The organism is Paenisporosarcina quisquiliarum, assembly GCF_043641925.1.
Classification (GTDB): Bacteria; Bacillota; Bacilli; order Bacillales_A; family Planococcaceae; genus Paenisporosarcina; species Paenisporosarcina quisquiliarum_A.
Window position 1 is genome coordinate 99325 of record NZ_JBHZRU010000001.1, and the last position, 26254, is coordinate 125578.

The 26254-nt window shown below is 38.5% G+C and carries 25 protein-coding genes; 23 read left to right on the forward strand and 2 right to left on the reverse strand.

Annotated features, from left to right (window positions below; genetic code table 11):
• Nucleotides 1–3 precede the first annotated feature (3 nt).
• Genes ACHUE4_RS00500 through pyrE form a run of 8 tightly spaced genes read left to right on the forward strand, consistent with a single transcriptional unit; the run spans nucleotide 4 to nucleotide 9463 of the window.
• Nucleotides 4–882 (forward strand): aspartate carbamoyltransferase catalytic subunit, encoded by an 879-nt coding sequence (locus ACHUE4_RS00500; RefSeq protein ID WP_394187312.1) that lies wholly within the window; start codon nucleotides 4–6, stop codon nucleotides 880–882.
• Nucleotides 882–2156 carry a dihydroorotase gene (locus ACHUE4_RS00505; protein ID WP_394187313.1) on the forward strand — a complete coding sequence of 425 codons (1275 nt, stop codon included), beginning with the start codon at nucleotides 882–884 and terminating at the stop codon, nucleotides 2154–2156. The genes ACHUE4_RS00500 and ACHUE4_RS00505 overlap by 1 nt, the downstream gene beginning before the upstream one ends.
• Complete coding sequence (locus tag ACHUE4_RS00510) at nucleotides 2156–3256, forward strand: carbamoyl phosphate synthase small subunit (protein WP_394187314.1); 1101 nt, start codon at nucleotides 2156–2158, stop codon at nucleotides 3254–3256. Before ACHUE4_RS00505 ends, ACHUE4_RS00510 begins: the two co-directional genes overlap by 1 nt.
• A complete protein-coding gene (carB, locus tag ACHUE4_RS00515) occupies nucleotides 3249–6446 on the forward strand; it encodes a carbamoyl-phosphate synthase large subunit (protein WP_394187315.1) in 3198 nt (1065 codons plus the stop codon). The genes ACHUE4_RS00510 and carB overlap by 8 nt, the downstream gene beginning before the upstream one ends.
• Nucleotides 6443–7219, forward strand: a complete 777-nt coding sequence (locus ACHUE4_RS00520) for a dihydroorotate dehydrogenase electron transfer subunit (RefSeq protein ID WP_394187316.1) — start codon at nucleotides 6443–6445, stop codon at nucleotides 7217–7219. The genes carB and ACHUE4_RS00520 overlap by 4 nt, the downstream gene beginning before the upstream one ends.
• Nucleotides 7216–8127, forward strand: coding sequence for a dihydroorotate dehydrogenase (locus ACHUE4_RS00525; RefSeq protein WP_394187317.1), 912 nt, complete (start codon nucleotides 7216–7218; stop codon nucleotides 8125–8127). The genes ACHUE4_RS00520 and ACHUE4_RS00525 overlap by 4 nt, the downstream gene beginning before the upstream one ends.
• Nucleotides 8124–8831: an orotidine-5'-phosphate decarboxylase gene (pyrF, locus tag ACHUE4_RS00530; protein ID WP_394187318.1), complete on the forward strand. Its 708-nt coding sequence runs from the start codon at nucleotides 8124–8126 to the stop codon at nucleotides 8829–8831. Before ACHUE4_RS00525 ends, pyrF begins: the two co-directional genes overlap by 4 nt.
• Nucleotides 8831–9463 (forward strand): orotate phosphoribosyltransferase, encoded by a 633-nt coding sequence (gene pyrE / locus ACHUE4_RS00535; RefSeq protein ID WP_394187319.1) that lies wholly within the window; start codon nucleotides 8831–8833, stop codon nucleotides 9461–9463. The genes pyrF and pyrE overlap by 1 nt, the downstream gene beginning before the upstream one ends.
• Nucleotides 9464–10310: 847 nt before the next feature.
• On the opposite strand, the gene ACHUE4_RS00540 is transcribed toward pyrE, so the two are convergent.
• Complete coding sequence (locus ACHUE4_RS00540) at nucleotides 10311–12002, reverse strand: Rqc2 family fibronectin-binding protein (RefSeq protein WP_394187320.1); 1692 nt, start codon at nucleotides 12000–12002, stop codon at nucleotides 10311–10313.
• A gap of 113 nt (nucleotides 12003–12115) precedes the next feature.
• On the opposite strand from ACHUE4_RS00540, the gene ACHUE4_RS00545 reads away from it, so the two are divergent.
• The 14 genes from ACHUE4_RS00545 (at nucleotide 12116) to spoVM (ending at nucleotide 24857) form a co-directional block, all read left to right on the forward strand.
• Complete coding sequence (locus ACHUE4_RS00545) at nucleotides 12116–12367, forward strand: extracellular matrix/biofilm biosynthesis regulator RemA family protein (protein ID WP_394187321.1); 252 nt, start codon at nucleotides 12116–12118, stop codon at nucleotides 12365–12367.
• Nucleotides 12368–12384: 17 nt separating this feature from the next.
• Nucleotides 12385–13005 carry a guanylate kinase gene (gmk, locus tag ACHUE4_RS00550; protein WP_394187322.1) on the forward strand — a complete coding sequence of 207 codons (621 nt, stop codon included), beginning with the start codon at nucleotides 12385–12387 and terminating at the stop codon, nucleotides 13003–13005.
• The gene (gene rpoZ / locus ACHUE4_RS00555; RefSeq protein WP_394187323.1) at nucleotides 13005–13229 is read left to right on the forward strand and encodes a DNA-directed RNA polymerase subunit omega; all 225 of its coding nucleotides are present in this window, start codon (nucleotides 13005–13007) and stop codon (nucleotides 13227–13229) included. Before gmk ends, rpoZ begins: the two co-directional genes overlap by 1 nt.
• A 79-nt stretch (nucleotides 13230–13308) precedes the next feature.
• Nucleotides 13309–14523 carry a bifunctional phosphopantothenoylcysteine decarboxylase/phosphopantothenate--cysteine ligase CoaBC gene (gene coaBC / locus ACHUE4_RS00560; protein ID WP_394187324.1) on the forward strand — a complete coding sequence of 405 codons (1215 nt, stop codon included), beginning with the start codon at nucleotides 13309–13311 and terminating at the stop codon, nucleotides 14521–14523.
• Nucleotides 14513–16927, forward strand: coding sequence for a primosomal protein N' (gene priA, locus ACHUE4_RS00565; protein WP_394187325.1), 2415 nt, complete (start codon nucleotides 14513–14515; stop codon nucleotides 16925–16927). Before coaBC ends, priA begins: the two co-directional genes overlap by 11 nt.
• Before the next feature lie 24 nt (nucleotides 16928–16951).
• Nucleotides 16952–17437, forward strand: a complete 486-nt coding sequence (def, locus tag ACHUE4_RS00570; RefSeq protein WP_394187326.1) for a peptide deformylase — start codon at nucleotides 16952–16954, stop codon at nucleotides 17435–17437.
• Nucleotides 17434–18375, forward strand: a complete 942-nt coding sequence (fmt, locus tag ACHUE4_RS00575; RefSeq protein ID WP_394187327.1) for a methionyl-tRNA formyltransferase — start codon at nucleotides 17434–17436, stop codon at nucleotides 18373–18375. The genes def and fmt overlap by 4 nt, the downstream gene beginning before the upstream one ends.
• Nucleotides 18372–19727: a 16S rRNA (cytosine(967)-C(5))-methyltransferase RsmB gene (gene rsmB, locus ACHUE4_RS00580; protein ID WP_394187328.1), complete on the forward strand. Its 1356-nt coding sequence runs from the start codon at nucleotides 18372–18374 to the stop codon at nucleotides 19725–19727. The genes fmt and rsmB overlap by 4 nt, the downstream gene beginning before the upstream one ends.
• Nucleotides 19728–19820: 93 nt before the next feature.
• Nucleotides 19821–20570, forward strand: a complete 750-nt coding sequence (locus ACHUE4_RS00585) for a Stp1/IreP family PP2C-type Ser/Thr phosphatase (protein ID WP_394187329.1) — start codon at nucleotides 19821–19823, stop codon at nucleotides 20568–20570.
• 2 nt (nucleotides 20571–20572) lie between these two features.
• On the forward strand, nucleotides 20573–22522 hold the full coding sequence (pknB, locus tag ACHUE4_RS00590) for a Stk1 family PASTA domain-containing Ser/Thr kinase (protein WP_394187330.1): 1950 nt from the start codon (nucleotides 20573–20575) through the stop codon (nucleotides 22520–22522).
• 11 nt (nucleotides 22523–22533) lie between these two features.
• Nucleotides 22534–23415 carry a ribosome small subunit-dependent GTPase A gene (rsgA, locus tag ACHUE4_RS00595; protein ID WP_394187331.1) on the forward strand — a complete coding sequence of 294 codons (882 nt, stop codon included), beginning with the start codon at nucleotides 22534–22536 and terminating at the stop codon, nucleotides 23413–23415.
• Nucleotide 23416: 1 nt separating this feature from the next.
• The gene (rpe, locus tag ACHUE4_RS00600) at nucleotides 23417–24085 is read left to right on the forward strand and encodes a ribulose-phosphate 3-epimerase (RefSeq protein WP_394187332.1); all 669 of its coding nucleotides are present in this window, start codon (nucleotides 23417–23419) and stop codon (nucleotides 24083–24085) included.
• Nucleotides 24082–24738 (forward strand): thiamine diphosphokinase, encoded by a 657-nt coding sequence (locus ACHUE4_RS00605; RefSeq protein WP_394187334.1) that lies wholly within the window; start codon nucleotides 24082–24084, stop codon nucleotides 24736–24738. Before rpe ends, ACHUE4_RS00605 begins: the two co-directional genes overlap by 4 nt.
• Nucleotides 24739–24752: 14 nt before the next feature.
• Nucleotides 24753–24857 carry a stage V sporulation protein SpoVM gene (gene spoVM / locus ACHUE4_RS00610; protein ID WP_394187335.1) on the forward strand — a complete coding sequence of 35 codons (105 nt, stop codon included), beginning with the start codon at nucleotides 24753–24755 and terminating at the stop codon, nucleotides 24855–24857.
• Nucleotides 24858–25471: 614 nt separating this feature from the next.
• Here the strand turns inward: spoVM and rpmB are convergent.
• Nucleotides 25472–25660, reverse strand: a complete 189-nt coding sequence (gene rpmB, locus ACHUE4_RS00615) for a 50S ribosomal protein L28 (protein ID WP_016427726.1) — start codon at nucleotides 25658–25660, stop codon at nucleotides 25472–25474.
• Nucleotides 25661–25888: 228 nt separating this feature from the next.
• On the opposite strand from rpmB, the gene ACHUE4_RS00620 reads away from it, so the two are divergent.
• On the forward strand, nucleotides 25889–26251 hold the full coding sequence (locus ACHUE4_RS00620; RefSeq protein ID WP_394187336.1) for an Asp23/Gls24 family envelope stress response protein: 363 nt from the start codon (nucleotides 25889–25891) through the stop codon (nucleotides 26249–26251).
• The last annotated feature ends 3 nt before the right edge of the window (nucleotides 26252–26254 follow it).

The following is a 26254-nucleotide window of genomic DNA, read 5'->3' on the forward strand; positions in this document are numbered from 1 at the left end:
CGAGTGAAGAATTTATTAAGCATGAACGAATTACATCCAGAAGAAATTAATGCGATTCTACAACGCGCTGAGGAATTTGAGCATAACGCAACTCCTAATTTAACGAGAACATTTACAGTAGCAAATTTGTTTTTTGAACCAAGCACACGGACAAAAATGAGCTTTGAAATGGCAGAAAGAAAACTAGGATTACATGTTCTGCCGTTTGAGGCAAGCACTTCAAGTACACAAAAGGGAGAAACCCTTTATGACACAGTTAAAACGTTAGAGTCAATCGGAGTAGATGCAGTTATAATTCGACATGAAGAAGACGGCTATTACCATCAATTAAGTTCAGGAATAGATTTGGGCGTAATAAATGGTGGAGATGGTTCGGGGCAGCACCCAACACAATCCTTACTAGATTTATATACGATTAAACAGGAGTTTGGAAAATTTGATAGTTTAGAAGTGGCAATCGTAGGTGACATTGCGCACAGCCGAGTCGCTAAATCGAATGCTCAAGCATTAACGAAATTAGGCGCAAATGTAACTTTCCTTTGTCCTAAAGAATGGCAAGGTGACATACAAGCTGAATCTAGTTGGGATCAGATCCTACCTAAAGCTGATGTTATCATGCTCCTACGAGTTCAACATGAACGACATGAATCAGCTAAAGGATTTTCAAAAAATGAATACCATGAACAATATGGGTTAACGATCGAACGCTATAAACAATTAAAGCCTGCCGCAATTATCATGCATCCAGCACCAGTAAATCGAGATGTAGAAATTGCGAGTGAGTTGGTAGAAAGTGAAAAATCTCGGATATTCAAACAAATGCATAACGGAGTCTTTATCCGGATGGCGATACTCGAATCAGTACTAAAGGAGAGATTTTAATGAGAAAACTAATACAAAACATTCAATTACTAAATGAACAACAAGAATTACAAGCAGGTTCCATATTAATTGAGCAAGGACGTATTATTGAAATCAATCCGAAAACAACGACTGACATAGATGAAACCATCGATGGAAAAGGTCATTTTGTTTCTGCAGGCTTTATTGATGTGCATGTGCATTTACGAGAACCAGGCGGAGAACAAAAAGAAACAATTGAAACGGGTACTGCAGCTGCAGCAAAAGGTGGATATACAACGATTTGTGCCATGCCAAACACAAGACCAGTTCCAGATACAGTAGAAAACCTAACAAAGGTAAATGAATTAATTAAAAATAATGCTAAAATCCGCGTACTTCCATATGCATCCATCACCATTCGCGAAGCTGGAAAAGAACGTACAGATTTAGCAGCATTAAAAGAGCTTGGGGCATTTGCTTTTACAGATGACGGTGTAGGAGTTCAACAAGCTGGCATGATGTATGAAGCGATGCAAGATGCTGCAAAAATCAATATGCCAATCGTTGCCCATTGTGAAGACAATACATTAATTTATGCAGGAGTTATGCACGAAGGAAAGAAAAATAAGGAACTTGGCTTAAAAGGAATCCCTTCCATTGCCGAATCCGTTCATATTGCTCGCGATATATTATTAGCTGAAGCAGCAGGTGCGCATTACCATGTGTGCCACGTGAGCACGAAAGAATCGGTTCGCGTTATAAGAGATGCGAAAAAAGCTGGGGTTAAAGTTACTGCTGAAGTAAGTCCGCATCATTTACTACTATGTGAAGATGATATCCCTTCAAATGACGCCCAGTGGAAAATGAATCCACCACTTCGAGCAAAAGAGGATCTTCAAGCTTTAATAGAAGGATTAGAGGACGGCACATTAGACTTTATAGCAACAGATCATGCCCCTCACACGTTTGAAGAAAAGGCAAATGGCATGGAGCAAGCACCATTTGGAATTGTGGGTCTTGAAACAGCATTTCCATTGCTGTACACACATTTCGTAAAATCTGGGAAGTGGTCACTTGCTCAACTAATCGCTTGGTTAACTGAAAAACCTGCAGATGTGTTTGGATTACCATATGGTCGTTTGCATATGGGTGAGTCAGCAGATTTAGTTTTCATTGATTTGAATAAAGAACAAAAAATAGAGATAGAAAAGTTTCTTTCAAAGGGAACAAATACACCATTCAAGGAGTGGTCATGCATCGGCTGGCCAGTAATGACCATGTTTGAAGGCAATATAGTTTGGGAGGAGAAGTGATGATGAAAAGAAGTCTCATTTTAGAAACAGGCGACGTATTTACAGGATTAGCATTCGGTAGTGAAAAAGAGAGTGCCGGGGAAGTTGTTTTTACAACCGGAATGACAGGCTACCAGGAAACGTTATCTGACCCATCTTATTGTGGACAAATTGTTACGATGACTTACCCGCTTATCGGCAACTATGGTATTAATCGAGATGACTTCGAATCCATTGAACCAGCAATTAAAGGCATGGTTGTTCGAGAATTAGCTGATATGCCTTCAAACTTTAGAAGTGATGCATCATTAAATGAACTATTCCTATTAAAAGAGATTCCCGGAATTCAAGGTGTAGATACACGAAAACTAACTCGAATCATTCGTGAATTCGGTTCAGTAAAAGGGTACTTTACTGAAGCTGGTGTTGAAGTAAACGTGGAGGAAATAGTTACGAAGTTAAAACAAACCACTTTCCCAACAGACCAAGTAAAACAAGTTTCAACAAAACGCCCATATCCAAGTCCAGGACGAGGAAAACGTGTGGTTTTAGTGGACTTTGGCATGAAACACGGTATTTTAAGAGAATTAAATAAACGGAATTGTGATGTGGTAGTGGTTCCTTATAATACGACTGCTGAAGAAATTATGGCGATCTATCCTGACGGGATTATGTTATCTAACGGACCTGGAGATCCAAAAGATGTGCCTGAAGCAATCAATATGCTAAAAGAAATAATAGGAAAGATTCCTGTTTTCGGTATTTGCTTAGGACATCAATTATTTGCACTAGCAAGCGGTGGCGACACCTTTAAGTTAAAATTCGGACATCGAGGAGCGAATCATCCTGTTAAAGATTTAAAAACAGGTCGTACAGAATTAACATCGCAAAACCATGGCTATACAGTGGACCCAGAATCATTAGTCAAAACGAGATTAGAAGTAACACATGTCGCTTTAAATGACGGAACCGTTGAAGGGTTAAAACATCTGGATTTACCAGCCTTTACCGTACAATATCATCCGGAAGCTTCACCTGGTCCGGAAGATTCAAATCATTTATTTGATCAATTCATTGAACTCATGAATACGCACGTGAAAGGGGAAAAAAATCATGCCTAAACGTCACGATATTAAATCCATTCTTGTTATCGGTTCAGGTCCAATTGTTATTGGTCAAGCTGCTGAGTTTGACTATGCAGGAACACAAGCTTGTCTTGCGCTAAAAGAAGAAGGATACCGCGTTATTTTAATTAACTCGAATCCTGCCACGATCATGACCGATACAGAAATTGCAGACAAAGTGTATATCGAACCAATCACTATAGATTTTGTTAGTCGAATCTTACGAAAAGAACGACCTGATGCCTTGCTGCCTACGTTAGGTGGACAAACAGGATTAAACATGGCAATTGAACTTGATGAGTCCGGAATTTTGAAAGAATTAAATATTGAAATATTAGGAACAAAACTCGAAGCAATTCATAAAGCTGAAGACCGAGATTTATTTAGAACGTTAATGAACGAATTAAATGAACCTGTCCCTGAAAGTGACATCATCCATAATCTTGCAGAAGCTCATGATTTCGTCAGTCGAATCGGATACCCAGTTATCGTTCGTCCAGCATTCACACTTGGCGGAACAGGTGGAGGTATTTGTCATAATGATGAAGAGCTAGTGGAAACTGTGACAAGTGGTTTAAAATATAGCCCGGTTACACAATGTTTATTAGAAAAATCCATAGCTGGTTTTAAAGAAATAGAATACGAAGTGATGCGTGATTCTAAAGATAACGCGATTGTAGTTTGTAACATGGAAAACGTGGATGCAGTCGGGATTCATACAGGCGATTCAATTGTTGTGGCACCAAGTCAAACCTTATCTGACCGTGAATACCAAATGCTTCGAAATGTTTCACTTAAGATCATTCGCGCATTGAAAATCGAAGGTGGATGTAATGTCCAACTTGCCCTCGATCCGCATAGCTTTAATTATTACATCATTGAAGTAAATCCACGTGTAAGTCGTTCGTCGGCTTTGGCTTCAAAAGCAACGGGTTATCCGATCGCGAAATTAGCAGCTAAAATTGCAGTCGGTCTTACATTAGATGAAATGATGAATCCGGTAACAGGTAAAACGTACGCATGCTTTGAACCTGCCCTTGACTATGTGGTAACGAAAATTCCGCGCTGGCCATTTGATAAATTCGAATCAGCAAAACGTAATTTAGGAACACAAATGAAGGCAACAGGTGAAGTAATGGCGATTGGCCGTACGTTTGAAGAATCTATATTAAAAGCGGTACGGTCTCTAGAAACAGATCAATTTCATTTGGAATTAAAAAACGCTGATTCAATGACTGATGAATGGATTGAAAAGCGTATTCGTCGAGCTGGGGATGAGCGTCTATTCTTTATAGGGGAAGCATTAAGACGTGGCGTTACGATTGAGACCATACATGAATGGAGTCAAATCGATTTATTCTTCCTGCATAAATTACAAAAAATTGTTCAATTCGAAAAAGTGGTTGCTGAACATCCGTATGACTATGAGGTTGCTCGACAAGCGAAACGAATGGGCTTTGCGGATAAAACGATTGCAAAGTATTGGAATACGAAAGAATTAGACGTGTATAACTGGAGAAAAGAGCAAAACTTAATCCCTGTTTTTAAGATGGTGGATACATGTGCAGCAGAATTCGAATCAGAAACACCTTACTTTTACGGAACTTATGAAGATGAAAATGAGTCGATTCGAACAGAAAAAGAAAGTGTCATCGTTTTAGGTTCAGGCCCGATCCGAATTGGACAAGGTGTTGAGTTCGATTATGCTACTGTGCATTCGGTATGGGCAATTAAAGAAGCCGGGTATGAAGCGATTATCATCAACAGCAATCCAGAAACAGTTTCAACAGACTTCTCAATTTCTGACAAGTTGTACTTTGAACCACTAACCATTGAAGATGTTATGCATATTGTGGATTTAGAGAAACCAAAAGGTGTGGTTGTACAATTCGGCGGTCAAACAGCCATTAATTTAGCAGATAAATTAGAAGCACGTGGAGTGAAAATTTTAGGAACGACTCTAGAAGATTTAGATCGAGCTGAAAATCGAAACAAATTTGAAAAAGCACTTCATGAAATCGGAATCCCTCAACCAATGGGTAAAACGGCAACTTCTGCAGAAGAAGCAGTTGCTATTGGAAATGAAATTGGATACCCCGTACTCGTTCGACCTTCCTATGTATTGGGCGGTCGCGCGATGCAAATTGTTTACAATCAAGAAGAACTAGCTCATTACATGGAAAATGCGGTTCAAGCAAGTCCGGAACATCCCGTATTAATTGACCGTTATTTAACAGGTATTGAAATTGAAGTTGATGCAATTTCTGATGGTGAGAATGTTTGCATACCAGGAATTATGGAACATATTGAACGAGCGGGAGTTCACTCTGGAGACTCGATTGCAGTCTATCCACCACAAAATCTATCAGTGGAACATATCAACACATTGGTTGATTACACCACACGTTTAGCTAGAGGTTTGAACATCATTGGATTAATGAACATTCAATATGTTATTTCAAAAGGTGAAGTGTATGTGATTGAGGTAAACCCTCGATCTAGTCGCACAGTTCCATTCTTAAGCAAAATTACAAATATCCCAATGGCGAAAATTGCGACGAAAGCGATTTTAGGACAATCCCTCCTGGAACAAGGAATTCAAAATGGACTCGCACCATCACCGGCTGGCGTATTTGTTAAAGTGCCAGTCTTCAGCTTTGCTAAGTTGAGAAGAGTGGATATTACATTAGGACCTGAAATGAAGTCAACTGGAGAAGTAATGGGGAAAGATATTACTCTAGAAAAAGCGCTATATAAAGGCTTAGTTGCATCAGGTTTAGAAATAAAAGATCATGGCTCAGTTCTTATGACAATCGCGGATAAGGATAAGGAAGAGGCAACTGCTTTAGCAAAACGCTTTACAGCAATCGGCTATCATATTTTAGCTACTGAAGGTACTGCGCGTGAGCTAAAAGCATTAGGGATTCCTGTAACGACAGTAAATAAAATTGGTAGTGAAGGACCAACACTTCTTGACTATATTCAAAAAGGCGAAGCTCAGTTCGTTATTAACACCTTAACGAAAGGGAAACAGCCTGAGCGTGATGGTTTCCGTATTCGTCGAGAATCAGTCGAAAACGGCATTGCTTGTTTCACTTCTCTCGATACGGCAGAAGCCATGTTACGCGTAATTGAATCAATGACCTTCCAAGCAGAAGAGATGCCGAAGCAAGGAGTGCTTTCATGATCAGACAAGAGCGTATGCGCGTTGTTAAACATAAAGAAATTGCTCATAACATATTTGAATTAACACTGATTGGCCAGTTAGTTCATGACATGAAAAATCCAGGACAGTTTGTCCACATTCGCGTGTCGGATAGTTACGAGCCATTGCTTAGACGTCCAATCAGCATTACATCCATTGATCGTGAAACACTTGAATTCACCATGATTTATCGGGCTGAGGGAAGAGGGACGACTATTCTGTCACAAGCGAAACCGGGTCAAGAAGTAGATGTGCTTGGCCCACTTGGTAATGGATTTCCTCTCGATCAAGCGAGTGATGGAGAACATGTTTTATTAATAGGTGGAGGAATCGGTGTTCCTCCCTTATATGAATTATCAAAAAGACTTGTGGATGTGGGTGTTAAACCCATTCATATCCTTGGTTTCCAATCAGCTGATGTGGTTTTTTATGAAAATGAATTTAGAGAATTAGGCGAAACACATATCGTAACGGTTGACGGAAGTTTAGGACATCAAGGTTTCGTCACGAACGTATTGGATTCCATTGCAGAAGAAGTTTCTACCTACTATGCTTGTGGACCAACAGCAATGCTAGGAGCTTTGCAAAATGCCTTGCCTGATACAAAAGGATTCTTATCCTACGAAGAAAGAATGGGATGCGGTTTAGGAGCTTGCTTTGCTTGTGTATGTAAAACGACAGAAGCTGTTGAAGTAGACTACGTAAAAGTTTGTTCTGACGGTCCCGTATTTCCAGCAGGGGTGGTGCAATTATGAATCGTTTAGCTGTTGAATTACCAGGACTGTCATTAAAAAATCCGATTATGCCAGCCTCTGGTTGCTTTGGATTTGGTAAAGAGTATGCGAAATTATACGACCTTTCTAAACTTGGAGCAATCATGATTAAAGCAACAACGTTAGAAACTCGCTTAGGAAACCCGATTCCTCGAGTTGCTGAAACAGCGGCAGGCATGTTAAACGCCATAGGACTTCAAAATCCAGGCTTAGAAAAAGTAATAGCTGAAGAACTTACATGGCTCGAGCAGTATGATGTGCCCATTATCGCGAATGTTGCGGGTACTTTGACAGAAGACTATGTTGAAGTTGCGAAATACATTTCAAAATCAAAAAATGTAAAAGCACTCGAGTTAAATATTTCTTGTCCGAATGTAAAATGTGGTGGAATTACCTTTGGAACTGATGCTGCAATTGCTGCTGAACTAACAGCGGCAGTAAAAGCTGTTTCTGAGGTGCCAGTCTACGTGAAACTATCTCCTAACGTAACGGATATAGGCGAAATTGCTCGAGCAGTAGAAGCAGCTGGAGCCGACGGAATAACAATGATCAATACGCTTATTGGCATGCGATTAGACACAAGAACTGGCAAACCAGTCATTGCAAATGGCACTGGGGGATTATCTGGACCTGCAGTAAAACCAGTTGCACTTCGAATGGTGTATGAAGTCGCAAAACAAGTGTCTATTCCGATTATCGGAATGGGAGGCATTACAACAGTGGATGATGTGATTGATTTTATGTCAGCAGGCGCAAGTGCTGTCGCAGTAGGAACAGCAAATTTCGTGGATCCCTTCGTATGTCCAAACATAATCGATCAATTACCAGAGAAATTAGATTGGTTAGGATATAAACATGTAACTGAACTTACAGGGAGGAGTCATCGATGAATCAAACTCCTATTATTGCATTAGACTTTTCAACCAAAGAAGAAGTCCAACAATTTTTATCGAGCTTTAACGAAAAACTTTTTGTGAAAGTTGGTATGGAGCTTTATTTACAAGTAGGTCCATCCATTGTTACAGAACTAAAAGAGCAAGGGCATGATGTCTTTTTAGACTTAAAACTACATGACATTCCGAATACAGTGAAATCGGCAATGCGCGGATTAGCACAACTTGGTGCGGATCTAGTCAATGTCCATGCAGCAGGTGGTTTGAAAATGATGGAATCTGCAGTTGAAGGATTAGAAGAAGGCACCCCAGCTGGTATGAGACGTCCGCAAATTATTGGGGTAACTCAATTAACTTCAACGTCTGAACAACAAGTAAGAAATGAACAAAAAATAAACCTTTCACTAAAAGAATCGGTTCTGAACTATTCGGAATTAGCGAAACAAGCTCGATTAGATGGCGTAGTTTGCTCGGTGCTAGAAGCATCATCTATTAAACAAGTATGTGGCGAAGATTTTCTTTGCGTAACTCCAGGTATTCGATTAGAAGGCGGAGATACGCACGATCAGACGCGAATAGCGACGCCAGATGGAGCAAGAAATGCAGGCTCATCATTAATAGTAGTTGGACGCGCCATTACACAATCGGCAAATCCAGTTGAAACTTACGAGATCGTCAAACGATTATGGGAGGTTAAATAATGAAAAGTCAACAACATGAAATCGCACATGCCTTATTATCAATTGGAGCGGTAGAGTTACGCCCAAACGATCCTTTTACATGGGCTTCAGGAATAAAATCACCTATTTATTGTGATAATCGGTTAACCATGTCGAGTCCAGTCGTGAGAAAACAAATCGCAGCGGCATTGGCAAGAAGTATAGAAGATGCTTTCCCTGAAACAGAAGTAGTTGCAGGTACAGCAACAGCAGGTATCCCTCATGCCGCTTGGGTAAGTGATGTGTTGAACTTGCCAATGGTCTATGTACGTTCAAAAGCCAAAGAACATGGTCGAGGGAATCAAATTGAAGGTAAATTATCTAAGGGTCAAAAAGTTGTTGTAATTGAAGATTTAATATCTACAGGTGGAAGTAGTATTGAAGCGGTGAAGGCTTTAAGAGAACAAGGATGCGAGGTTTTAGGCGTCGTGTGTATTTTTACATATCATTTAAAACGTGCAGACGACATGTTTGATGAGCAAGGCATTCCGTATGTCAGTCTTACAAATTTTGATGCATTAATCGAAGTCGCGACTCTTGAAAAGAAAATTAGTGATGAAGACAAGCCTCAACTCAATGAATGGCACGAAAAACTAAAGGCAGCACAGCTATAGAAAAGGATGGAGAGATTAGACTAATATCTGATCTCTCTATCTTTTTTAATTATTTGTATGTTATCTAAATAGAGTGTGCTGATTTTCATTGTGGAGGACGCTTTCCGGAGGGCGCGACTTCAGCCGCTTCCTTCGCGATGCTCAGTCCAGGGTCTTCAGTTCGCGCTGATCCTCTCGGAGTCACCTCCTCCATTTCAATCAGCAAAAATATTAAAGAAATCACTACGTTGTCATAGTGGAAATAGCTATATGACTATGTTGTAGGAACTTTTAAAACTTTTAAATTCAGTGCATTTTTCGAAAATACATTAGAAATTCTTAGAAGAGTATTGAAATAAAGCAAGAAAGGAGTAAGTAATTAAGAACTGAAAGGTACGACTTAATTTGAAATATCCTTTTTAAGAGAAGGTTACTTAAATGATTTTAATATTTCTATTACATAGTATCGATGAGCACTAACCTTAAAATTCGTATCAAAAAACTTGTGATTTATTTTCTTCGAGGTTCTAGTTAGTGTAGCGGAAGGTGGCGACTCCGACGGGATTAGCGGGTCCAGGTGAGACCCCGCAGTGAGCGTAGCGAATGTTTTTGTATTTGCGACGAGTAATCGCAGGAGCAAGTGAGGAGGCTCACGGACCGCCCGCGGAAAGCGTCCACCTGAAGCGAAACCAGTAAATATATTTAGAAAATAACGATTACATACTTTACTAAATCATTCATTAGAATTTTCCATTCGAAAAAGCATGATGAAGTTATGTTTCACTTCGTCATGCTTTTTAAGTTTCGTTATATAATTTCAAAAGCTCATTTATAGAGCGCACAAAAATCATTGCTTATAAAACATAAATTACTTACGTAACTTCCTCACCATATCTTCACTCGGAGTTACAAACACGGTTTTTTGTTCAAAATATATGACAAAGCCTGGCTTAGACCCGTTTGGTTTTTTTACATGACGAATCTCGGTATAGTCGACAGGCACTGAAGAAGACTCACGTGCTTTACTATAATAAGCAGCTAAATTAGCCGCTTCCAATATAGATGCTTCATCAGGTTCAACGTCGTGAATAACAACATGTGAACCTGGAATGTCTTTTGTATGGAACCAAAGATGTGATTTGTTTGACAGCTTAAATGTGACATAGTCATTTTGCTTATTATTTTTCCCAACAGAAATGGGTAAACCTGTACTTGAAACAAAGGCTTCAGGTGTCGGTTTGACGATTTTCTTTTTCTTTTTCAAAATGCGGGCTTTCATCCAACCTTGCTCAGCCAGCTCTTCCCGTATTTCTTCAATATCATTTGGAGATGCTTGCATGACTTGTTGTTGGAGCATTTCTAAGTAATCAATATCGTCTTTCGTCTTGTCCATTTGTTGTTGCGTTTTAATCAGGGCAGTTTTTGCTTTATTGTATCTTGTGTAGAAGGCTTGGGCATTTTCAACAGGGGTCTTTCTAGGATTCAATGGAATCGTTACGGTCGCTCCATCCTCATCATAATAATTTACGATTTGTGCTTCTGTTTGACCTTTTTCTAATTGATACAAATGTGCCATTAGTAGCTCTCCGTATAATTGGAAAGTTTCTAGTTTTTCAGCTTGTGCTTTTTCTTTCGATAATTTCTTCATCTTTAATTTTAATTTGTCGATTTCATTCTGCAACCAACGTTCTAAGTCGCCTGCTTGTTGCTTCACTCGATCTCGATCTGCTCGAGCGAAATAAACCTTATCCAGAAGTTCTCCGAGTGTGTTGAATTGTGAACCTTCTCCTTCTAAATGTTGCAGTTGAATGCTAGAGAAGAATGTTTTATTGCCATTTTCAAAATATGAATTCACTTGGTTTTTTTGAGAGAATTCATTAAGAAACGTCGTAAATACTGTGAACGGTTTTTCCTTATCATTAGCTATTCGATAAGCTAATTCGTTTGCATGTAGTGGCGAAAATCCCGCAATTTGTTGAAGAATACTTTTAGCAATGTCTTCTTCATTTAAAATAGTAAGTAATTCGTCTTCAGTTATATTAAATGGATCCTTTTTATCTTGAGCCGGTGGCACGATATGAGGTTGACCAGGTAAAATCGTTCGATAACTATTCACGGATGGTGACAAGTGTTTCAAGCTATCTAGGATAAGTGTTCGAGATGGATCCACGAGAATGACATTACTATGTCTGCCCATAATTTCGACATGTAGTTCACGGACCATGTCATCCCCAATTTCATTTTTACCTTCGATACGGAGGATGATTACTCTGTCCATTCCAAGTTGTGTAACGGAAGAAACGAAACCACCTTCTAAATGCTTGCGAAGTAACATGCAAAACATAGGAGGTTCAGATGGATTCTCTATCGTTTCATTTGTAAGTTGAATTCTTGAATAAGAAGGGTGAATAGAAATGAGCAAGCGGTGATTCTTTCCACCGGCGCGTATATGGAATACAATTTCTTGTGAATTCGGCTGATGAATTTTTGAAATTCGACCCGAAACAAGTTGTTGTAGTTCGTTTGTCATTGATTTTGTGAATAAACCATCAAAAGCCATAAGATACCTCTTTCAAAACGTTTTGCTCTATCTTATCATTTTCTAGAGGAAATGTGATATAATTGCCTAAGTGTGTGTAACAGAAAGAATCAAGTCTTTCAGGAGGAACCACCTTGTCAATTGCCAAATTCATGAATATCGGGAATGGAAGTGTCGTTGCCGTAAATCGAATCATTTCCATTTTAAGTCCTGAATCTGCGCCAGTTAAAAGGCTCGTTCAAGATGCAAGAGATAAAGGCTTTCTGATTGATGCAACTTATGGAAAAAAAACACGTACAATCTTTGTCATGGATAGTGAACATGTCGTTTTGTCGGCTGTAAATAATGAAACGATCACTGCTAGAATGATGGAGTATACCGACTAGATAAAAAGAGGGATTGAATGCGAAAAGAACGTGGATTATTAATCGTCCTTTCAGGACCATCTGGTGTTGGGAAGGGAACTGTGCGAAAAGAATTGTTTTCGCAGCCTGATACCAATTATGAATATTCAATTTCGATGACGACTCGGAAACCTCGTGAAGGTGAAATCGATGGTGTTGATTACTTTTTCAAATCTCATGAAGAGTTCGAACAATTAATCGGTGAAGGCCGCTTACTTGAGTACGCTTCTTACGTGGGGAATTATTATGGAACACCACTTGATTATGTGAACGCCACATTAGACGCTGGTCGAGATGTCTTTTTAGAAATTGAAGTACAAGGAGCATCCCAGGTGCGAGCTAAAGTTCCTGATGGGTTGTTTATTTTCCTTGCACCTCCGAGCTTTTCTGCGCTCGAACAACGTCTTGTTGGACGAGGGACTGAAACAGATGATGTAATTGCTTCACGCATAAGTGCTGCAAGACAAGAATTAGAAATGATGAATTTATACGATTATGTTGTTGAGAATGATGAAGTTCAATTCGCATGTGATCGTGTAAATGCAATTGTTACGGCAGAACATTGCCGAAGAGAACGCGTTGAAAAAAGATATTTATCTATGTTGGAAGGGGAATCTTAATGTTATATCCATCAGTTGATTCATTAAAAAGTAAAATTGATTCAAAATATCAATTAGTAAGCTTAGCTTCAAAACGTGCTCGTCAAATGCAAGAAGAGGGCGGATTACGCTTAGACTCTTATCAGTCAGAAAAGTATGTTGGTAAAGCGCTTGAAGAAGTTGCTGCCGGTGCACTAGTTAAAGAAGTTCAAGATGAAGGAACAATTTACGAAGACGAAATTTAAATCCATTATTACACAATGAAAACTCCCTTAGACATGATAGATGCTTTGGGAGTTTGTTGTTTCAGAAAGGAAGAGTAGCATGCTTTCTAACAAAAAAATCTTACTCTGTGTCTCCGGGGGAATCGCTGTTTATAAAGCAGTAGCTCTGGTCAGCAAACTCTCACAAGCAGGAGCAGAAGTAAAAGTGATCATGACAGATTCTGCGACCAAATTTGTTCAACCACTAAGTTTTCAAGTGATGTCAAAAAATGATGTTTTTACAGATACATTTGATGAAAAAAATTCAAATGTGATCGCTCATATTGATTTAGCCGATTGGGCTGATTTAGTCATTGTTGCCCCTGCAACAGCAAATGTAATTGGTAAATTAGCAAATGGAATCGGAGACGATATGGTGACCACAACACTTCTTGCTACTACTGCAAAAGTGTGGATTGCTCCTGCCATGAATGTACATATGTATGACCATCCCGCTGTTAAACGCAATATTGCAACGTTAGCATCGGATAGATATGAATTTATTGAACCATCGGAAGGGTTTTTGGCATGCGGATATGTTGGGAAAGGCCGACTAGAAGAACCTGAAAAAATTGTTCAGTTAGTTGAGCAATATTTTCAGCCAAAGAACTTACCACTCGAAGGAAAGAAAGTCGTCATCTCTGCAGGTCCAACAAGAGAACGTATTGATCCTGTACGATTTTTAACGAATTTTTCTTCTGGGAAAATGGGTTATGCCCTTGCAGAAGCAGCAGCAAAACTAGGTGCAGAAACGATCCTGGTTTCCGGTCCAGTATCTTTAGAGAAACCACGAGGTGTGACGGTAATAGAAGTAGAAAGTGCTGAACAAATGTTAGAAGCTGTTCTCAGTCGTTTTGAAGATGCGGATATTGTAATTAAAACAGCTGCAGTTGCCGACTACCGTCCTAAAGTTTTACATAAGCAGAAAATGAAAAAACAAGCTGGAGATGCTTCATTAGAATTAGAAAGAACGACTGATATTTTATGGACTTTAGGTCAACATAAGACTCGTCAGTTACTTATAGGATTTGCTGCAGAAACAAACGATTTAGAAGTTTATGCAAAAGACAAGCTGTCCAGAAAAAATGCGGACTATATTGTCGCGAACGATGTGACACAATCGGACAGTGGATTTGGAACAGATACGAATACTGTTTTATTAATTGGGAAACACGAGTTTCAAAAACCTTTTGCCAACATGCCGAAGAAAGAATTAGCTACAAAATTATTGCTAACCATTTTAGAGAATGAAACGAGAATGAATCATGTTCGCTGAAGTCATCGTGGATGTTTCTGCCTATCCGATTGATCGTCCGTTTGATTACGCAGTTCCGCAAGATTTACAGCCACTAATTGAAAGTGGAAGTCGAGTGAAAGTTCCTTTTGGAAATCGGTCTGTTTTAGGTTTCGTGATGAATGTCAAATTAGATACGGATGTCCCTGAGGATAAACAAAAAGAAATTCATGAGTTATTAGATATTGAACCTGTCTTTTCGGAAGAAATGATTGCTCTTTCGAAATGGATGAAGCGGGAAACTTTGTGTTATGAAATTGATGCATTGCAAGTCATGTTACCTGCTGCTTTAAGAGCCAAATATGAAAAAATCATTCGATATGTTAATCTTTCAATCCCATTGCCAAATGAATTAAATGAACTTTTTCAAGGAAATGAACAAGTTGAAATACCATCTAACACCTCCAAAGCAACACTTGCACTTATTAAAAAATTCATAAAAAATAATGCGCTTGTTCTAGAAACAAAGGTTAAGCAAAACACCACCATTAAAAAAGTGAGAATGGTTCATATTTCGGATGATTTAAGCTTTCTAAATAAAATTTTGGACGAGCTTTCACCTCAAGCAAAAAAACAAAAGGAACTAGTACTGTGGATGACGCAATGTCCTGGGAAGGCTTTTCAAGCATCTGAGTTAATAAAAGAAGCGAACACTACAAACGCCGTATTGCAAAGTGTTATAGAACGTGGAGTCGCATCTCTTACAACTGAGGAAATTTATCGAGATCCTTACGCAGCTCGCACGATGGAGCACTCAACTAAACTTAATTTAACTACTGAACAGCAATTTGCTTTAAATGAAGTGGTTGCAGCATATGAACAGGGACTTTCTAAAACATTTCTTCTGCATGGAATAACGGGTAGTGGCAAAACAGAAGTGTATTTACAAGCGATTGATCGAGCCTTACAAGATGACAAAGAAGCGATTGTTTTAGTACCTGAGATTTCATTGACACCTCAAATGACGAACCGGTTTAAAGAGCGATTTGGTGCACTTGTTGCGGTTTTACACAGTGGATTGTCAGCTGGTGAAAAGTATGATGAGTGGCGAAAGATTAAACGTGGCGAAGTGAAAGTCGTCGTTGGAGCAAGGTCTGCTATATTTGCACCGTTTACGAAACTTGGTTTAATTATTTTAGATGAAGAACATGAAGGTACCTATAAACAAGATGATTCTCCTCGATACCATGCTCGTGACGTTGCGATATGGAGAGGTCAATACCATGGTTGTCCAATTATATTAGGTAGTGCAACTCCATCATTGGAATCGTACGCTCGCGCTAAGAAGGGGAATTACTCTTTACTAACACTTGCAAATCGACCAAAGGAGCAACCCTTACCTGAAGTGGCGATTATTGATATGCGAGAACAATTAAAGAACGGAAATCGATCTATGTTCTCTTTAGAATTAGCAGAGGCGATACGAGTTCGACTGGATAAAAAAGAGCAGATGGTGCTGTTTTTAAACCGCAGAGGTCATTCGTCATTTGTACTTTGTCGTGATTGCGGGACAGTAATTGAGTGTAGCAATTGCGATATATCCATGACTTATCACCGGTATCAAGAAATTATAAAATGCCACTACTGTGGAGATGAAAAACATGTTCCGTCGACATGTCCAGAATGTGAAAGTGAACATATTCGATTCTTTGGTACTGGTACACAAAAGGTTGAAGAAGAAATCGCTAAACTTTTTCCGGAAGCCCGAGTGTTGCGAATGGATGTGGATACGACCAGAAAAAAAGGCTCTCATGAATCCATTCTCCAACAATTTGGAGAAGGCAAGGCTGATATTTTACTCGGCACTCAAATGATAGCCAAAGGTTTGGATTTCCCGAACATTACTTTGGTTGGTGTACTTTCAGCAGATACAACTTTGCATTTAGCAGATTTTCGAGCTGCTGAAAAAACGTTCCAACTGCTGACCCAAGTTAGTGGACGTGCTGGCCGCCATGATAAAAAGGGTGAAGTTATCGTACAGACATATACGCCTGAACACTATGCAATTCTCTTTGCACAAAATCACGATTATGTTTCTTTTTACAATCAAGAAATGCGACTGAGAAAACAGTTTGCGTATCCACCATTTACTTATGTCGCAATGATTCAAGTGACACACGAAGATGTCTTAATGACAGCTGAATATGCTCACAAAGCGGCTAATTGGTTAAAGGAGCATTTATCGATTGAAGCTGAAATTATAGGTCCATCAGCAGCAACGATTAGCCGTGTGCAAAATAGATATCGCTATCAATGTTTGGTAAAATACAAAAAAGAACCGAACTTGCCAGAAATCATGCAACAACTAATTAAAATTTACCGAACGGAATGGATTAAAAAAGGAATCACATTATATGTTGACTTAAATCCATCTTCTATTATGTAAGTGACATGAAAAGAGGTTACCGAATTGACTATTCGAGAAATAGTAAAAAGTCCGAATGATATCCTAACGAAAAAGACAAAGAAAATCGTGAAATTCGATCGAAATCTTGCGAAGTTATTAGATGATATGTATGAAACAATGCTTGAAAATGATGGGATAGGAATTGCCGCCCCACAAGTTGGCGAATCGGTACGAGTTGCCATCGTCGATTTAGGTGAAGGTGAGGAACCGATTGAATTAGTGAATCCAGAAGTATTACAAACAGAAGGTTCAGTAATTGAAATTGAAGGATGTTTAAGCTTTCCTGAACTGTTTGGAGAAGTAGAACGTCCTTTTTATGTGAGAGTGAAAGCACAAGAACGAAATGGTGATTGGTATGAACTAGAAGCAGAAGATTATGAAGCAAGAGCAATCCTACATGAAATCGACCACTTAGATGGGATTTTATTCGACTCGAAAATTTTACGTGTAGTTGATCCGTCTGAATTAGAAGAAGAGGTGGACGAATGACTTCACTAGTCTTTATGGGAACTCCTGCTTTTTCTGTTCCCATTTTAAGAATGCTTTCAGAAGAAGGCTACAATATTCTCGCGGTTGTCACACAACCTGATCGACCTGTTGGGCGAAAAAAAGTATTAACTCCAACACCCGTGAAAGAAGAAGCCCTTCGACTGGGATTGCGAGTGATTCAACCTGAAAAGTTAAAAGGGTCAAAGGAATTAGAAGAAATAATCGCTCTAGAAGCTGACATAATTGTTACTGCAGCGTTTGGTCAACTCCTTCCAGTTGAACTTTTAGATTCACCACAACATGGGTGCTTAAATGTACATGCATCTCTATTGCCTGCTTATCGTGGAGGTGCACCTATTCATCAAGCTGTAATCGATGGGCAAACAAAAACAGGTGTCACCATCATGTATATGGCTCAAAAATTAGATGCAGGCGATATCATAACTCAAAAATCGATTCCAATTGAGCACGAAGATACTACTGGAATCCTTTTTGACAAATTGAGTATTGTTGGAAGAGATTTACTTAAAGAATCATTGCCATTAATTTTAGATAATAAGCATAAGCGAATCGTTCAAGATGAGAGCCAAGTAACATTCGCTCGGAATATATCTCGAGAGCAAGAGCGGATTGATTGGTCGAAGTCTGCTACAGAAATATACAATCAAGTTCGCGGTTTACATCCTTGGCCTGTTGCTTATACAACTCTTGATGATCAAAACGTCAAAATTTGGTGGGGTCAAAAAGGGAATGGCACTTCGACACAACCAGTAGGCTCTGTCGTGGAGGTAACAACAGATCGAATTGTTGTTCAAACAGGCTCCAAAGAAACATTTGAAATTATTGAATTACAACCTTCCGGTAAGAAAAGAATGTCAGCAGAAGAGTTTTTACGAGGAACAGGTTCGAAATTACAGATTGGGGATCAGTTTCTATGAGCAGTAAATCATATCGCATGTGGAACGGGAACGTCCGAGACGCAGCATTATCAATTTTGATGGCTATCGAAAAAAGCCAAGCATACAGTAATTTGTTACTGCATCAAACAATTGAAAAATATAAAATTGAACAAAAAGACAGTGGGCTTTTAACCGAAATTACGTATGGTACTTTGCAACATAAAATGACGCTCGATTATTATCTTGAGCCCTTCGTCAAAGGAAAGCTAGACGACTGGGTAAGACAATTATTGAGATTGTCCTTATATCAAATTCATTATTTAGATCGCATTCCAAATCATGCTGTGGTTCATGAAGCTGTTGAAATAGCAAAAAAGAGAAGTCACAAAGGAACAGCTGGATTAGTTAACGGAATTTTACGTTCTATTTTACGTCAAGGCGTGAGATCCACTGATGAAATTCAAGATCCGATTGAACGACTATCGATTGAATCCAGTCATCCCATTTGGTTAATCAAGCGTTGGGTAGAACAATTTGGATTTGAGCAAGCGCAAACTATGGCTTTTGAAAACAATACGCCTCCCGTTCAAACGATTCGAGTCAATTTAGCAAAGACAACCGTTCAAGAAGTAATGGAGATGCTCGAAGATGAGGGAATCATTGCTCATCGTAGCGATATTTTAGACGAATGCTTGCACATAGAAAAAGGACAAGTAGCAAAAACAAGAGTCTATCAATATGGTTTCATTTCCATTCAAGACGAAAGCTCTATGATACCTATACATGCTTTACGCGTAGAACCAGGACAACGCGTATTAGATATGTGTGCCGCACCAGGTGGCAAATCGATGCATATTGCTGAGAAGTTAAATGGTGAAGGATCTTTAGTTTCTGTCGATTTACATCCACATAAAGTTAATTTAGTAGCTGAACAAGCAACACGTCTTGGCGTGAAGAATATTGAGACACGAACAATGGACAGTCGTAAATTAACCGATGAATATGAAGAAGAATCATTTGACCGAATCTTAGTTGACGCTCCATGTAGTGGATTGGGTGTTATTCGAAGAAAGCCGGATATAAAATATACAAAAAAAGAAGAAGACTTCAAGTCGTTACAAGCCATTCAACTTCGACTCTTAGATGAAGCTTCTAAACTCATAAAACCGGACGGAATTATCGTTTATAGTACTTGTACAATTGATGAAGTTGAAAACATCGGAACGGTTCAAGCATTTTTGGAAGAAAATAAAGATTTTACATTAGATGAGCTGACTGAAATGCCAAAACAAATTCATCATTTAGTTTCTGGTGGAATGGTCCACATCTTCCCTCAAGACTTCAATAGTGATGGATTCTTCGTCGCAGCCTTTAAAAAGGTGAGTAAATAAGAATATTGGTTAAATCTTCTACCTATCTTAAGAGAGAACACATTTTAATGGTCGATAAGTGGGGGAGCTTCTACAGAAACGGAGTGACATTTGATGGAATTCACAGCGTTAAGTGATATTGGTCAAAAGCGGTCAGTTAATGAGGATCGAGCAGCTGTTTTCATAAGACCAGACGCTATTCGCCTTGGTGTAATAGCAGATGGCATGGGCGGGCATAATGCAGGTGACATTGCGAGTGAAATGGCGATAATCATGTTAGAAGAAAAATTCATGAACGCGGATGAGTCTCAATTTCATTCAATTCCAGCTGTTCAAGAATGGTTAATTCAATGTGTGAAAGAGATTAACAGAGAAGTCTATAAACATTCTCTGACTCATGAAGATTGTCAAGGAATGGGAACAACACTTTTAGCTGCATTTTTAAGTAATCAAGTAAATGTTCTTTGTCACATCGGTGATAGTCGAGCTTATTCTTTTTTTGAAGGCCAGCTAACTCAATTAACAAAAGATCATTCTTATGTAAATGTTTTAGTGGAAAATGGGGAAATTACTGAAGAAGAAGCTGAAAATCATCCGAAGAAGAATTTAATTATTAAATCATTAGGTACAGAAAAAGATATTGAACCCGATCTTATTTTATTATCCCATCGTCCGTTAACCACATTATTGCTTTGTTCGGATGGTTTAAGCAATAAAGTCAGTAAATCAAATATGGCGTCTATATTAGACTTAGCAGCATCCGTTGAAGAAAAAGGAAAAAAACTTATTCAATTGGCAAATGAAAATGGCGGAGAAGACAATATCTCGCTTGTTTTAATAAATAGCATGAATGAGGAGGTGTAGACATGCTGATTGGAAAAAGAATTAGTGGTCGCTATAAAATCATTGAAATGATTGGCGGGGGCGGCATGTCAAACGTCTACCTTGCTCATGATATGATTTTAGACAGAGATGTGGCTATAAAAGTCTTACGTTACGATTTTTCTAATGAAGAAGACTTACATCGTCGTTTTCAAAGAGAAGCTCTTTCTGCAACGAGTCTAACTCATCCAAACATCGTCAACATTTTTGATGTGGGTGAAGATGGTGATATCCATTATCTAGTAATGGAATATGTGGAAGGCAAAACACTCAAGCAATACATCGTAGATTCAGCACCTTTACCACCGCTAGAGGCCGTTGAAATTATGAAACAACTTACTTCAGCTATAGCTAATGCACATCACAATCAAATCATACATCGAGATATAAAGCCTCAAAATATTTTGATGGATGATCAATTGCATGTGAAAATAACCGATTTTGGTATTGCAATGGCACTAAGTGCAACATCATTTACACAAACGAATTCGGTTCTAGGAACGGTTCATTATTTATCTCCAGAACAAGCAAGAGGTGGGACCGCTACTAAAAAATCCGATATATATGCTTTAGGCATTGTTTTGTTTGAATTATTAACTGGGAAATTGCCGTTTTCTGGTGAGTCTGCTGTTTCGATTGCTTTAAAACATTTACAAACAGAAACTCCGTCTGTTAGAGATCTTAGACCGGAGATTCCACAGAGTTTAGAAAATGTCGTGATGAAAGCAACAGCGAAAGATCCAATGCACCGTTATCGTTCAGTAGAAGAAATGCAACGCGATTTAGAAACTGTGTTAATACCAGAGCGTAGTGATGAACAGGCATTCTTTATTCCGTTCGATGATGATGCAACAAAGGCAATGCCAGTTATTAAAAACACGCAGTATTCTAATATTGAGCAAACTAAAATAAACGCTCAACCAGTGAAAGAAGAACCAGTTCTTCCTATATCTAAAAAAACGAAAAAAAGTAAGTGGCCGTGGATCATAGGCATAATCGGTTTTTTATTAATGCTTGGGTTATTACTCGTATTGGTATTCCCTAGTTTGTTTGGACCTGCAAGAATTGAAATACCAGATGTTTCGAATATGCCTACAGATGAAGCCATTAAAGAATTAAGTGAAGCGGGCTTTATTGCGGGTGAAGAAGTTGAAGAAACGTCAGAAGAAATTCCTGAAGGAAGTGTAATCCGAACGACTCCTCAAGCTGGGAAAATTCGAGATGAAGGTTCCACAGTTGATTTATTTATTTCTCGAGGCAAAGAATTGACCGTATTTACAGATTATACAGGCCGAAATATCGATCAAGTGATGGATTTGCTTTCTGCCCAAAACTATAAATCAGTAGAAACAACTGAAGAGTTTTCAGATGAACCTAAAGGAACGATACTTTCGCAAACTCCGGAAGATGGGGCTGAGCTTCTCCCAGAAGAAACGGATGTTGTATTTACGGTTAGTAAAGGAAAAGACTTACGTACTGTCATTGATTTAATGGATTACAATGAGAAGACATTAAATGATTACGCCAAATCTTCTGGCTTTAATATTCAAATTGTTCGTGAAGATTTCTCTGAAACGGTACCAGTAGGAAATGTCATATCTCAAGATCCTTCCGCTGGTACTGAGGTAGCCCCAGGGAGCAAAATTTATGTTGTTCTTTCTAAAGGTCCTATAGAAAAACCAATTAAATCCTATTTCCGTAAAGTGGAAATTCCGTATGAACCAAATGAAGATGGTACTGAACAAATTGTAAGAGTGTATATACAGGATCAGGATCAATCAATGGCCGAACCTGCAGAGGAATTCGTCTTAACAGAAGACCGAACAGTTAATATACAACTTGATATTCAAGAAGGACAGAAAGCTGCTTTCCGAATTGATAAAGATGGAACAGTAATTGCCGAAGAATCTATCGAATATGATGATCTCAACTAAGGAGGAATTGGATGTCGAAAGGCCAAATTCGTAAAGCATTAAGTGGTTTTTATTACGTACAAGATGGTCAGGAGTTTATCCGATGCCGTGGACGTGGAGTGTTTAGAAATCGAGGCGTCAATCCTTTAGTGGGTGATTTTGTCGATTATGAAGTTGAAGGTACATCAAACGGTACTATAACAGTCGTTCATGAACGGAAAAATGAGCTCGTTAGACCGCCAATTGCCAATATTGACCAAGCTCTTCTTGTGTTTTCATTGACTGAACCTGATTTTAATCCGTTGTTGCTTGATCGATTTTTAGTCGTGGTTGAATCTTTTCAAATTGAACCGATTATTTGTTTAACGAAAACAGATATTGTTTCAGAAAAGGAACGACAAAGGATTCAACCATTTATTGAAGATTATCAAAACATAGGTTATACAGTCATCGAAACATATATTGACGACCAACAGTTAAAAGAGAAACTAACTCCAATTTTAAAAGATAAAGTTAGTGTTTTAGCTGGGCAATCGGGGGTTGGTAAATCAACAATGCTTAACACCATCCTCCCTGAGCTTGACTTAAAGACAGGTATTATTTCTGAAGCATTAGGCCGAGGGAAGCATACAACTCGACATGTTGAATTGTTGGATGTTTGCGGTGGACTTCTAGCAGATACTCCTGGATTTAGTTCGTTTGACTTCGATGAGATTGATAAAGAACAATTATCCTATTGTTTCCCGGAGTTTCGAAGAGTTTCAGATCGTTGTAAATTCAGAGAATGTTTGCATATAAGTGAACCAAAGTGTGCAGTGCAAGAAGGCATAAAAAATGGTGAAATTAAAGAGTATCGCTATAAGCATTACGTGAAATTCTTAGAAGAAATTACGGACCGAAAGCCGAGGTATTAATATGATTAAAATTGCTCCATCTATTTTAGCAGCGGATTTCTCCAAATTAGGAGAAGAAGTAAAAGAAGTGGAACGTGCGGGTGCAGAACTTATCCATATTGATGTGATGGATGGACATTTCGTTCCAAATATCACAATGGGACCAATTGTAGTTGAAGCCTTACGTCCACTTACAAAGCTGCCTTTAGATGTCCATTTAATGATTGAAAATGCTGATCAATATATCGAGTCATTCGCTAAAGCAGGGGCGGATTACATTACGGTTCATGTAGAGGCTTGTCCTCATTTACATCGAACGATTCAACTTATTCGTTCATTCGGTGTGAAACCCGGAGTTGTTTTGAATCCCCACACACCAATTGAATCCATTCAACATGTTTTAGAAGATATTGATATGGTTTTATTCATGACTGTGAATCCGGGCTTTGGAAGTCAAAAATTCATTCATTCTGTTGTGCCTAAAATTAGTCAGTTGTCAAAACTGATTAACGAGCGTCAACTCAAGATTGAAATCGAAATAGATGGTGGAATTAATCAAGAAACAATTGTAGAATGTGCCAAAGCAGGTGCTACGATATTTGTTGCAGGTTCAGCCATCTATTCTCAAAAAGATCGTTCAAAAGCGCTTCAAGACATTAAGCAAGCAGGCGAGAGAGCTATAAATCAATGAGAACCGTCGTAATATGTGGCGGTGGACCTAAAAATGAATTGATGTCATTTCAGTCTTATTCTAACGATGAAGACATCGTATTCATTGGTGCTGATCGAGGAGCCATCACATTATTAGAGCTTGGACTCATGCCAACCGAAGCAGTTGGTGATTTTGATTCGCTTAGTTCTGAAGAATTGATGTACTTACAACAGTCGATTAAAAGTCTGAACCCGGTTTCTTCAGAAAAAGATGAGACAGATGCTGAATTAGCAATTGCAAAAGCTTTAACTTTTAAACCGACACATATTGTGATTACAGGTGTGACAGGTGGCCGATTAGATCATTTTATGGCTGTCTTAAATAGTGTTTATCGCTTTCAGACAAACTATCCACACATAACTTTTAAAATCGTTAATAAATGGAATGAACTATTTCTATTATCCGCTGGAGACCATGAACTAGTAAAAAACAAGGACTTACCTTACGTTTCTTTCTTTTCGTTCCAAGGAATCATTTCAAATGTTACGTTAACCGGATTTAAATATGATGTAGCTGAAGAAACAATTGAACTCGGAAATGCACGATTCACAAGTAACGAACTATTATACGAAGTAGGGTCTATCTCTTTTACATCTGGCATATGTTTAGTTATAAGAAGCTCAGATGAATAAAAGGGAGTGGAAGTATGCGTGTTTATACGTTTAGATTACCTAAGATGGTGAGCGGTTTTGCAAGAATGTGTTTATCGTGGGTTCAAAAAGATGAAAAACCGAAAAAGAAAAACGAATAAAAGCCAGGCTGACAATTGTCGGCCTGGCATTATTTTTGTGCAATTTTAACGGTCTGGAACTTAATTTAATTCAAAGTTCTAATTTCTATTATAGAATTCGGGCTTTTAATAAGAGTCAAATAAAGCTTAGGTCGACGTTCACTACTTGTTATTGTGCGGTATTTTACTTTAGCAATCAAAAAAATTATGCTCATAATAAGTATTTGATTATAAGGATTTATAATTGTAAACAAACTAATTTAAATATATTTTTAATGATTGAAATGGAGGCGGCGACTCCGAGAGGATTAGCAAGAGCTTTAGACCCTGGACTGAGCCTCGCGAAGGAAGCGGCTAAAGCCTTGCCCTCCGGAAAGCGTCCGCTGAAATGAAAATCATTAGTTGACAATTGACAAGAAATAATAAAAAATTACCATTAATAACTTTTGGTAAACATCTGATTGCCAGAGTATGTTTTATGAAATTGACTCAATAAAGTAAGTAAAAGATGTATCTTGACATACAATTCTTTCCGCAAGGAAAGTTTTTTAAAAGGAAAAAAGACAAACAAAAAAAGACATAAGCTTGCACCGATTAAGGAGCGAGATTATGTCTTTTCGTTTGGACGCGAATGATTATACGCGCTCAACTTTACCTGATTTTAATGCTCTTGCAGAAACCCATACACGTTTTGGTTTACCGTCTACAAGGATACGAACTTTTTGTAAGTTAGCTCCCCAAGTACGTTTAGTTGAGTTCATTGCGTGAGAACGAGCATTACCTGCACGAGCTTTACGCCCAGAAATTACACAAACTTTTGGCATATTTTTTCCTCCTCATAAAAAGAAGCTGAAAGATTTTTTTCAGTTCGATATTTCACATACTTTAATAAGTTACCATATTCTAATTAGCTTTGCAAGATGTATTCACACCTCTTTCAAGAATAAAGCCTTTACAGACAAATGTAGACGAATGTAAAGGTTTTCTTTTATAATCAACTTTTGTGTAGTACAATTATGGGTAGTCAAAATGGATTATAAGGAGGCATTCCTATGTCAATTGAATTGAATAACGAATTTGGGCAAATCGATATTTCAAATGATGTGGTGGCTCAGATTGCAGGTGGAGCAGCCATTGAATGTTATGGAATCGTTGGTATGGCGTCAAAACACCAAATTAAAGATGGTCTAACAGACATTTTACGAAAAGAAAATTTTGCAAAAGGTGTTGTCGTACGTCAACAAGGTAATGATCTTCATATCGATATGTACATAGTGATAAGCTACGGAACAAAAGTTTCAGAAGTGGCTTACCAAGTTCAATCGAAAGTTAAATACACATTGAATAAAACATTAGGCTTAGCAGTGAAATCAGTAAATATCTATGTACAAGGTGTTCGTGTAACGAACCCATAAGAG

Bases quoted from the DNA above. Each gene is read 5' to 3' on its own strand.
- spoVM (WP_394187335.1), top strand. From the start codon at position 24,753: ATGCGTGTTTATACGTTTAGATTACCTAAGATGGTGAGCGGTTTTGCA.
- rsgA (WP_394187331.1), top strand. From the start codon at position 22,534: ATGTCGAAAGGCCAAATTCGTAAAGCATTAAGTGGTTTTTATTACGTA.
- ACHUE4_RS00620 (WP_394187336.1), top strand. From the start codon at position 25,889: ATGTCAATTGAATTGAATAACGAATTTGGGCAAATCGATATTTCAAAT.
- ACHUE4_RS00525 (WP_394187317.1), top strand. From the start codon at position 7,216: ATGAATCGTTTAGCTGTTGAATTACCAGGACTGTCATTAAAAAATCCG.
- pknB (WP_394187330.1), top strand. From the start codon at position 20,573: ATGCTGATTGGAAAAAGAATTAGTGGTCGCTATAAAATCATTGAAATG.
- ACHUE4_RS00585 (WP_394187329.1), top strand. From the start codon at position 19,821: ATGGAATTCACAGCGTTAAGTGATATTGGTCAAAAGCGGTCAGTTAAT.
- priA (WP_394187325.1), top strand. From the start codon at position 14,513: ATGTTCGCTGAAGTCATCGTGGATGTTTCTGCCTATCCGATTGATCGT.
- coaBC (WP_394187324.1), top strand. From the start codon at position 13,309: ATGCTTTCTAACAAAAAAATCTTACTCTGTGTCTCCGGGGGAATCGCT.
- pyrF (WP_394187318.1), top strand. From the start codon at position 8,124: ATGAATCAAACTCCTATTATTGCATTAGACTTTTCAACCAAAGAAGAA.
- rpoZ (WP_394187323.1), top strand. From the start codon at position 13,005: ATGTTATATCCATCAGTTGATTCATTAAAAAGTAAAATTGATTCAAAA.
- ACHUE4_RS00520 (WP_394187316.1), top strand. From the start codon at position 6,443: ATGATCAGACAAGAGCGTATGCGCGTTGTTAAACATAAAGAAATTGCT.
- rpmB (WP_016427726.1), bottom strand. From the start codon at position 25,660: ATGCCAAAAGTTTGTGTAATTTCTGGGCGTAAAGCTCGTGCAGGTAAT.
- ACHUE4_RS00510 (WP_394187314.1), top strand. From the start codon at position 2,156: ATGATGAAAAGAAGTCTCATTTTAGAAACAGGCGACGTATTTACAGGA.
- rsmB (WP_394187328.1), top strand. From the start codon at position 18,372: ATGAGCAGTAAATCATATCGCATGTGGAACGGGAACGTCCGAGACGCA.
- ACHUE4_RS00505 (WP_394187313.1), top strand. From the start codon at position 882: ATGAGAAAACTAATACAAAACATTCAATTACTAAATGAACAACAAGAA.
- ACHUE4_RS00605 (WP_394187334.1), top strand. From the start codon at position 24,082: ATGAGAACCGTCGTAATATGTGGCGGTGGACCTAAAAATGAATTGATG.
- pyrE (WP_394187319.1), top strand. From the start codon at position 8,831: ATGAAAAGTCAACAACATGAAATCGCACATGCCTTATTATCAATTGGA.
- fmt (WP_394187327.1), top strand. From the start codon at position 17,434: ATGACTTCACTAGTCTTTATGGGAACTCCTGCTTTTTCTGTTCCCATT.
- carB (WP_394187315.1), top strand. From the start codon at position 3,249: ATGCCTAAACGTCACGATATTAAATCCATTCTTGTTATCGGTTCAGGT.
- rpe (WP_394187332.1), top strand. From the start codon at position 23,417: ATGATTAAAATTGCTCCATCTATTTTAGCAGCGGATTTCTCCAAATTA.
- ACHUE4_RS00540 (WP_394187320.1), bottom strand. From the start codon at position 12,002: ATGGCTTTTGATGGTTTATTCACAAAATCAATGACAAACGAACTACAA.
- gmk (WP_394187322.1), top strand. From the start codon at position 12,385: ATGCGAAAAGAACGTGGATTATTAATCGTCCTTTCAGGACCATCTGGT.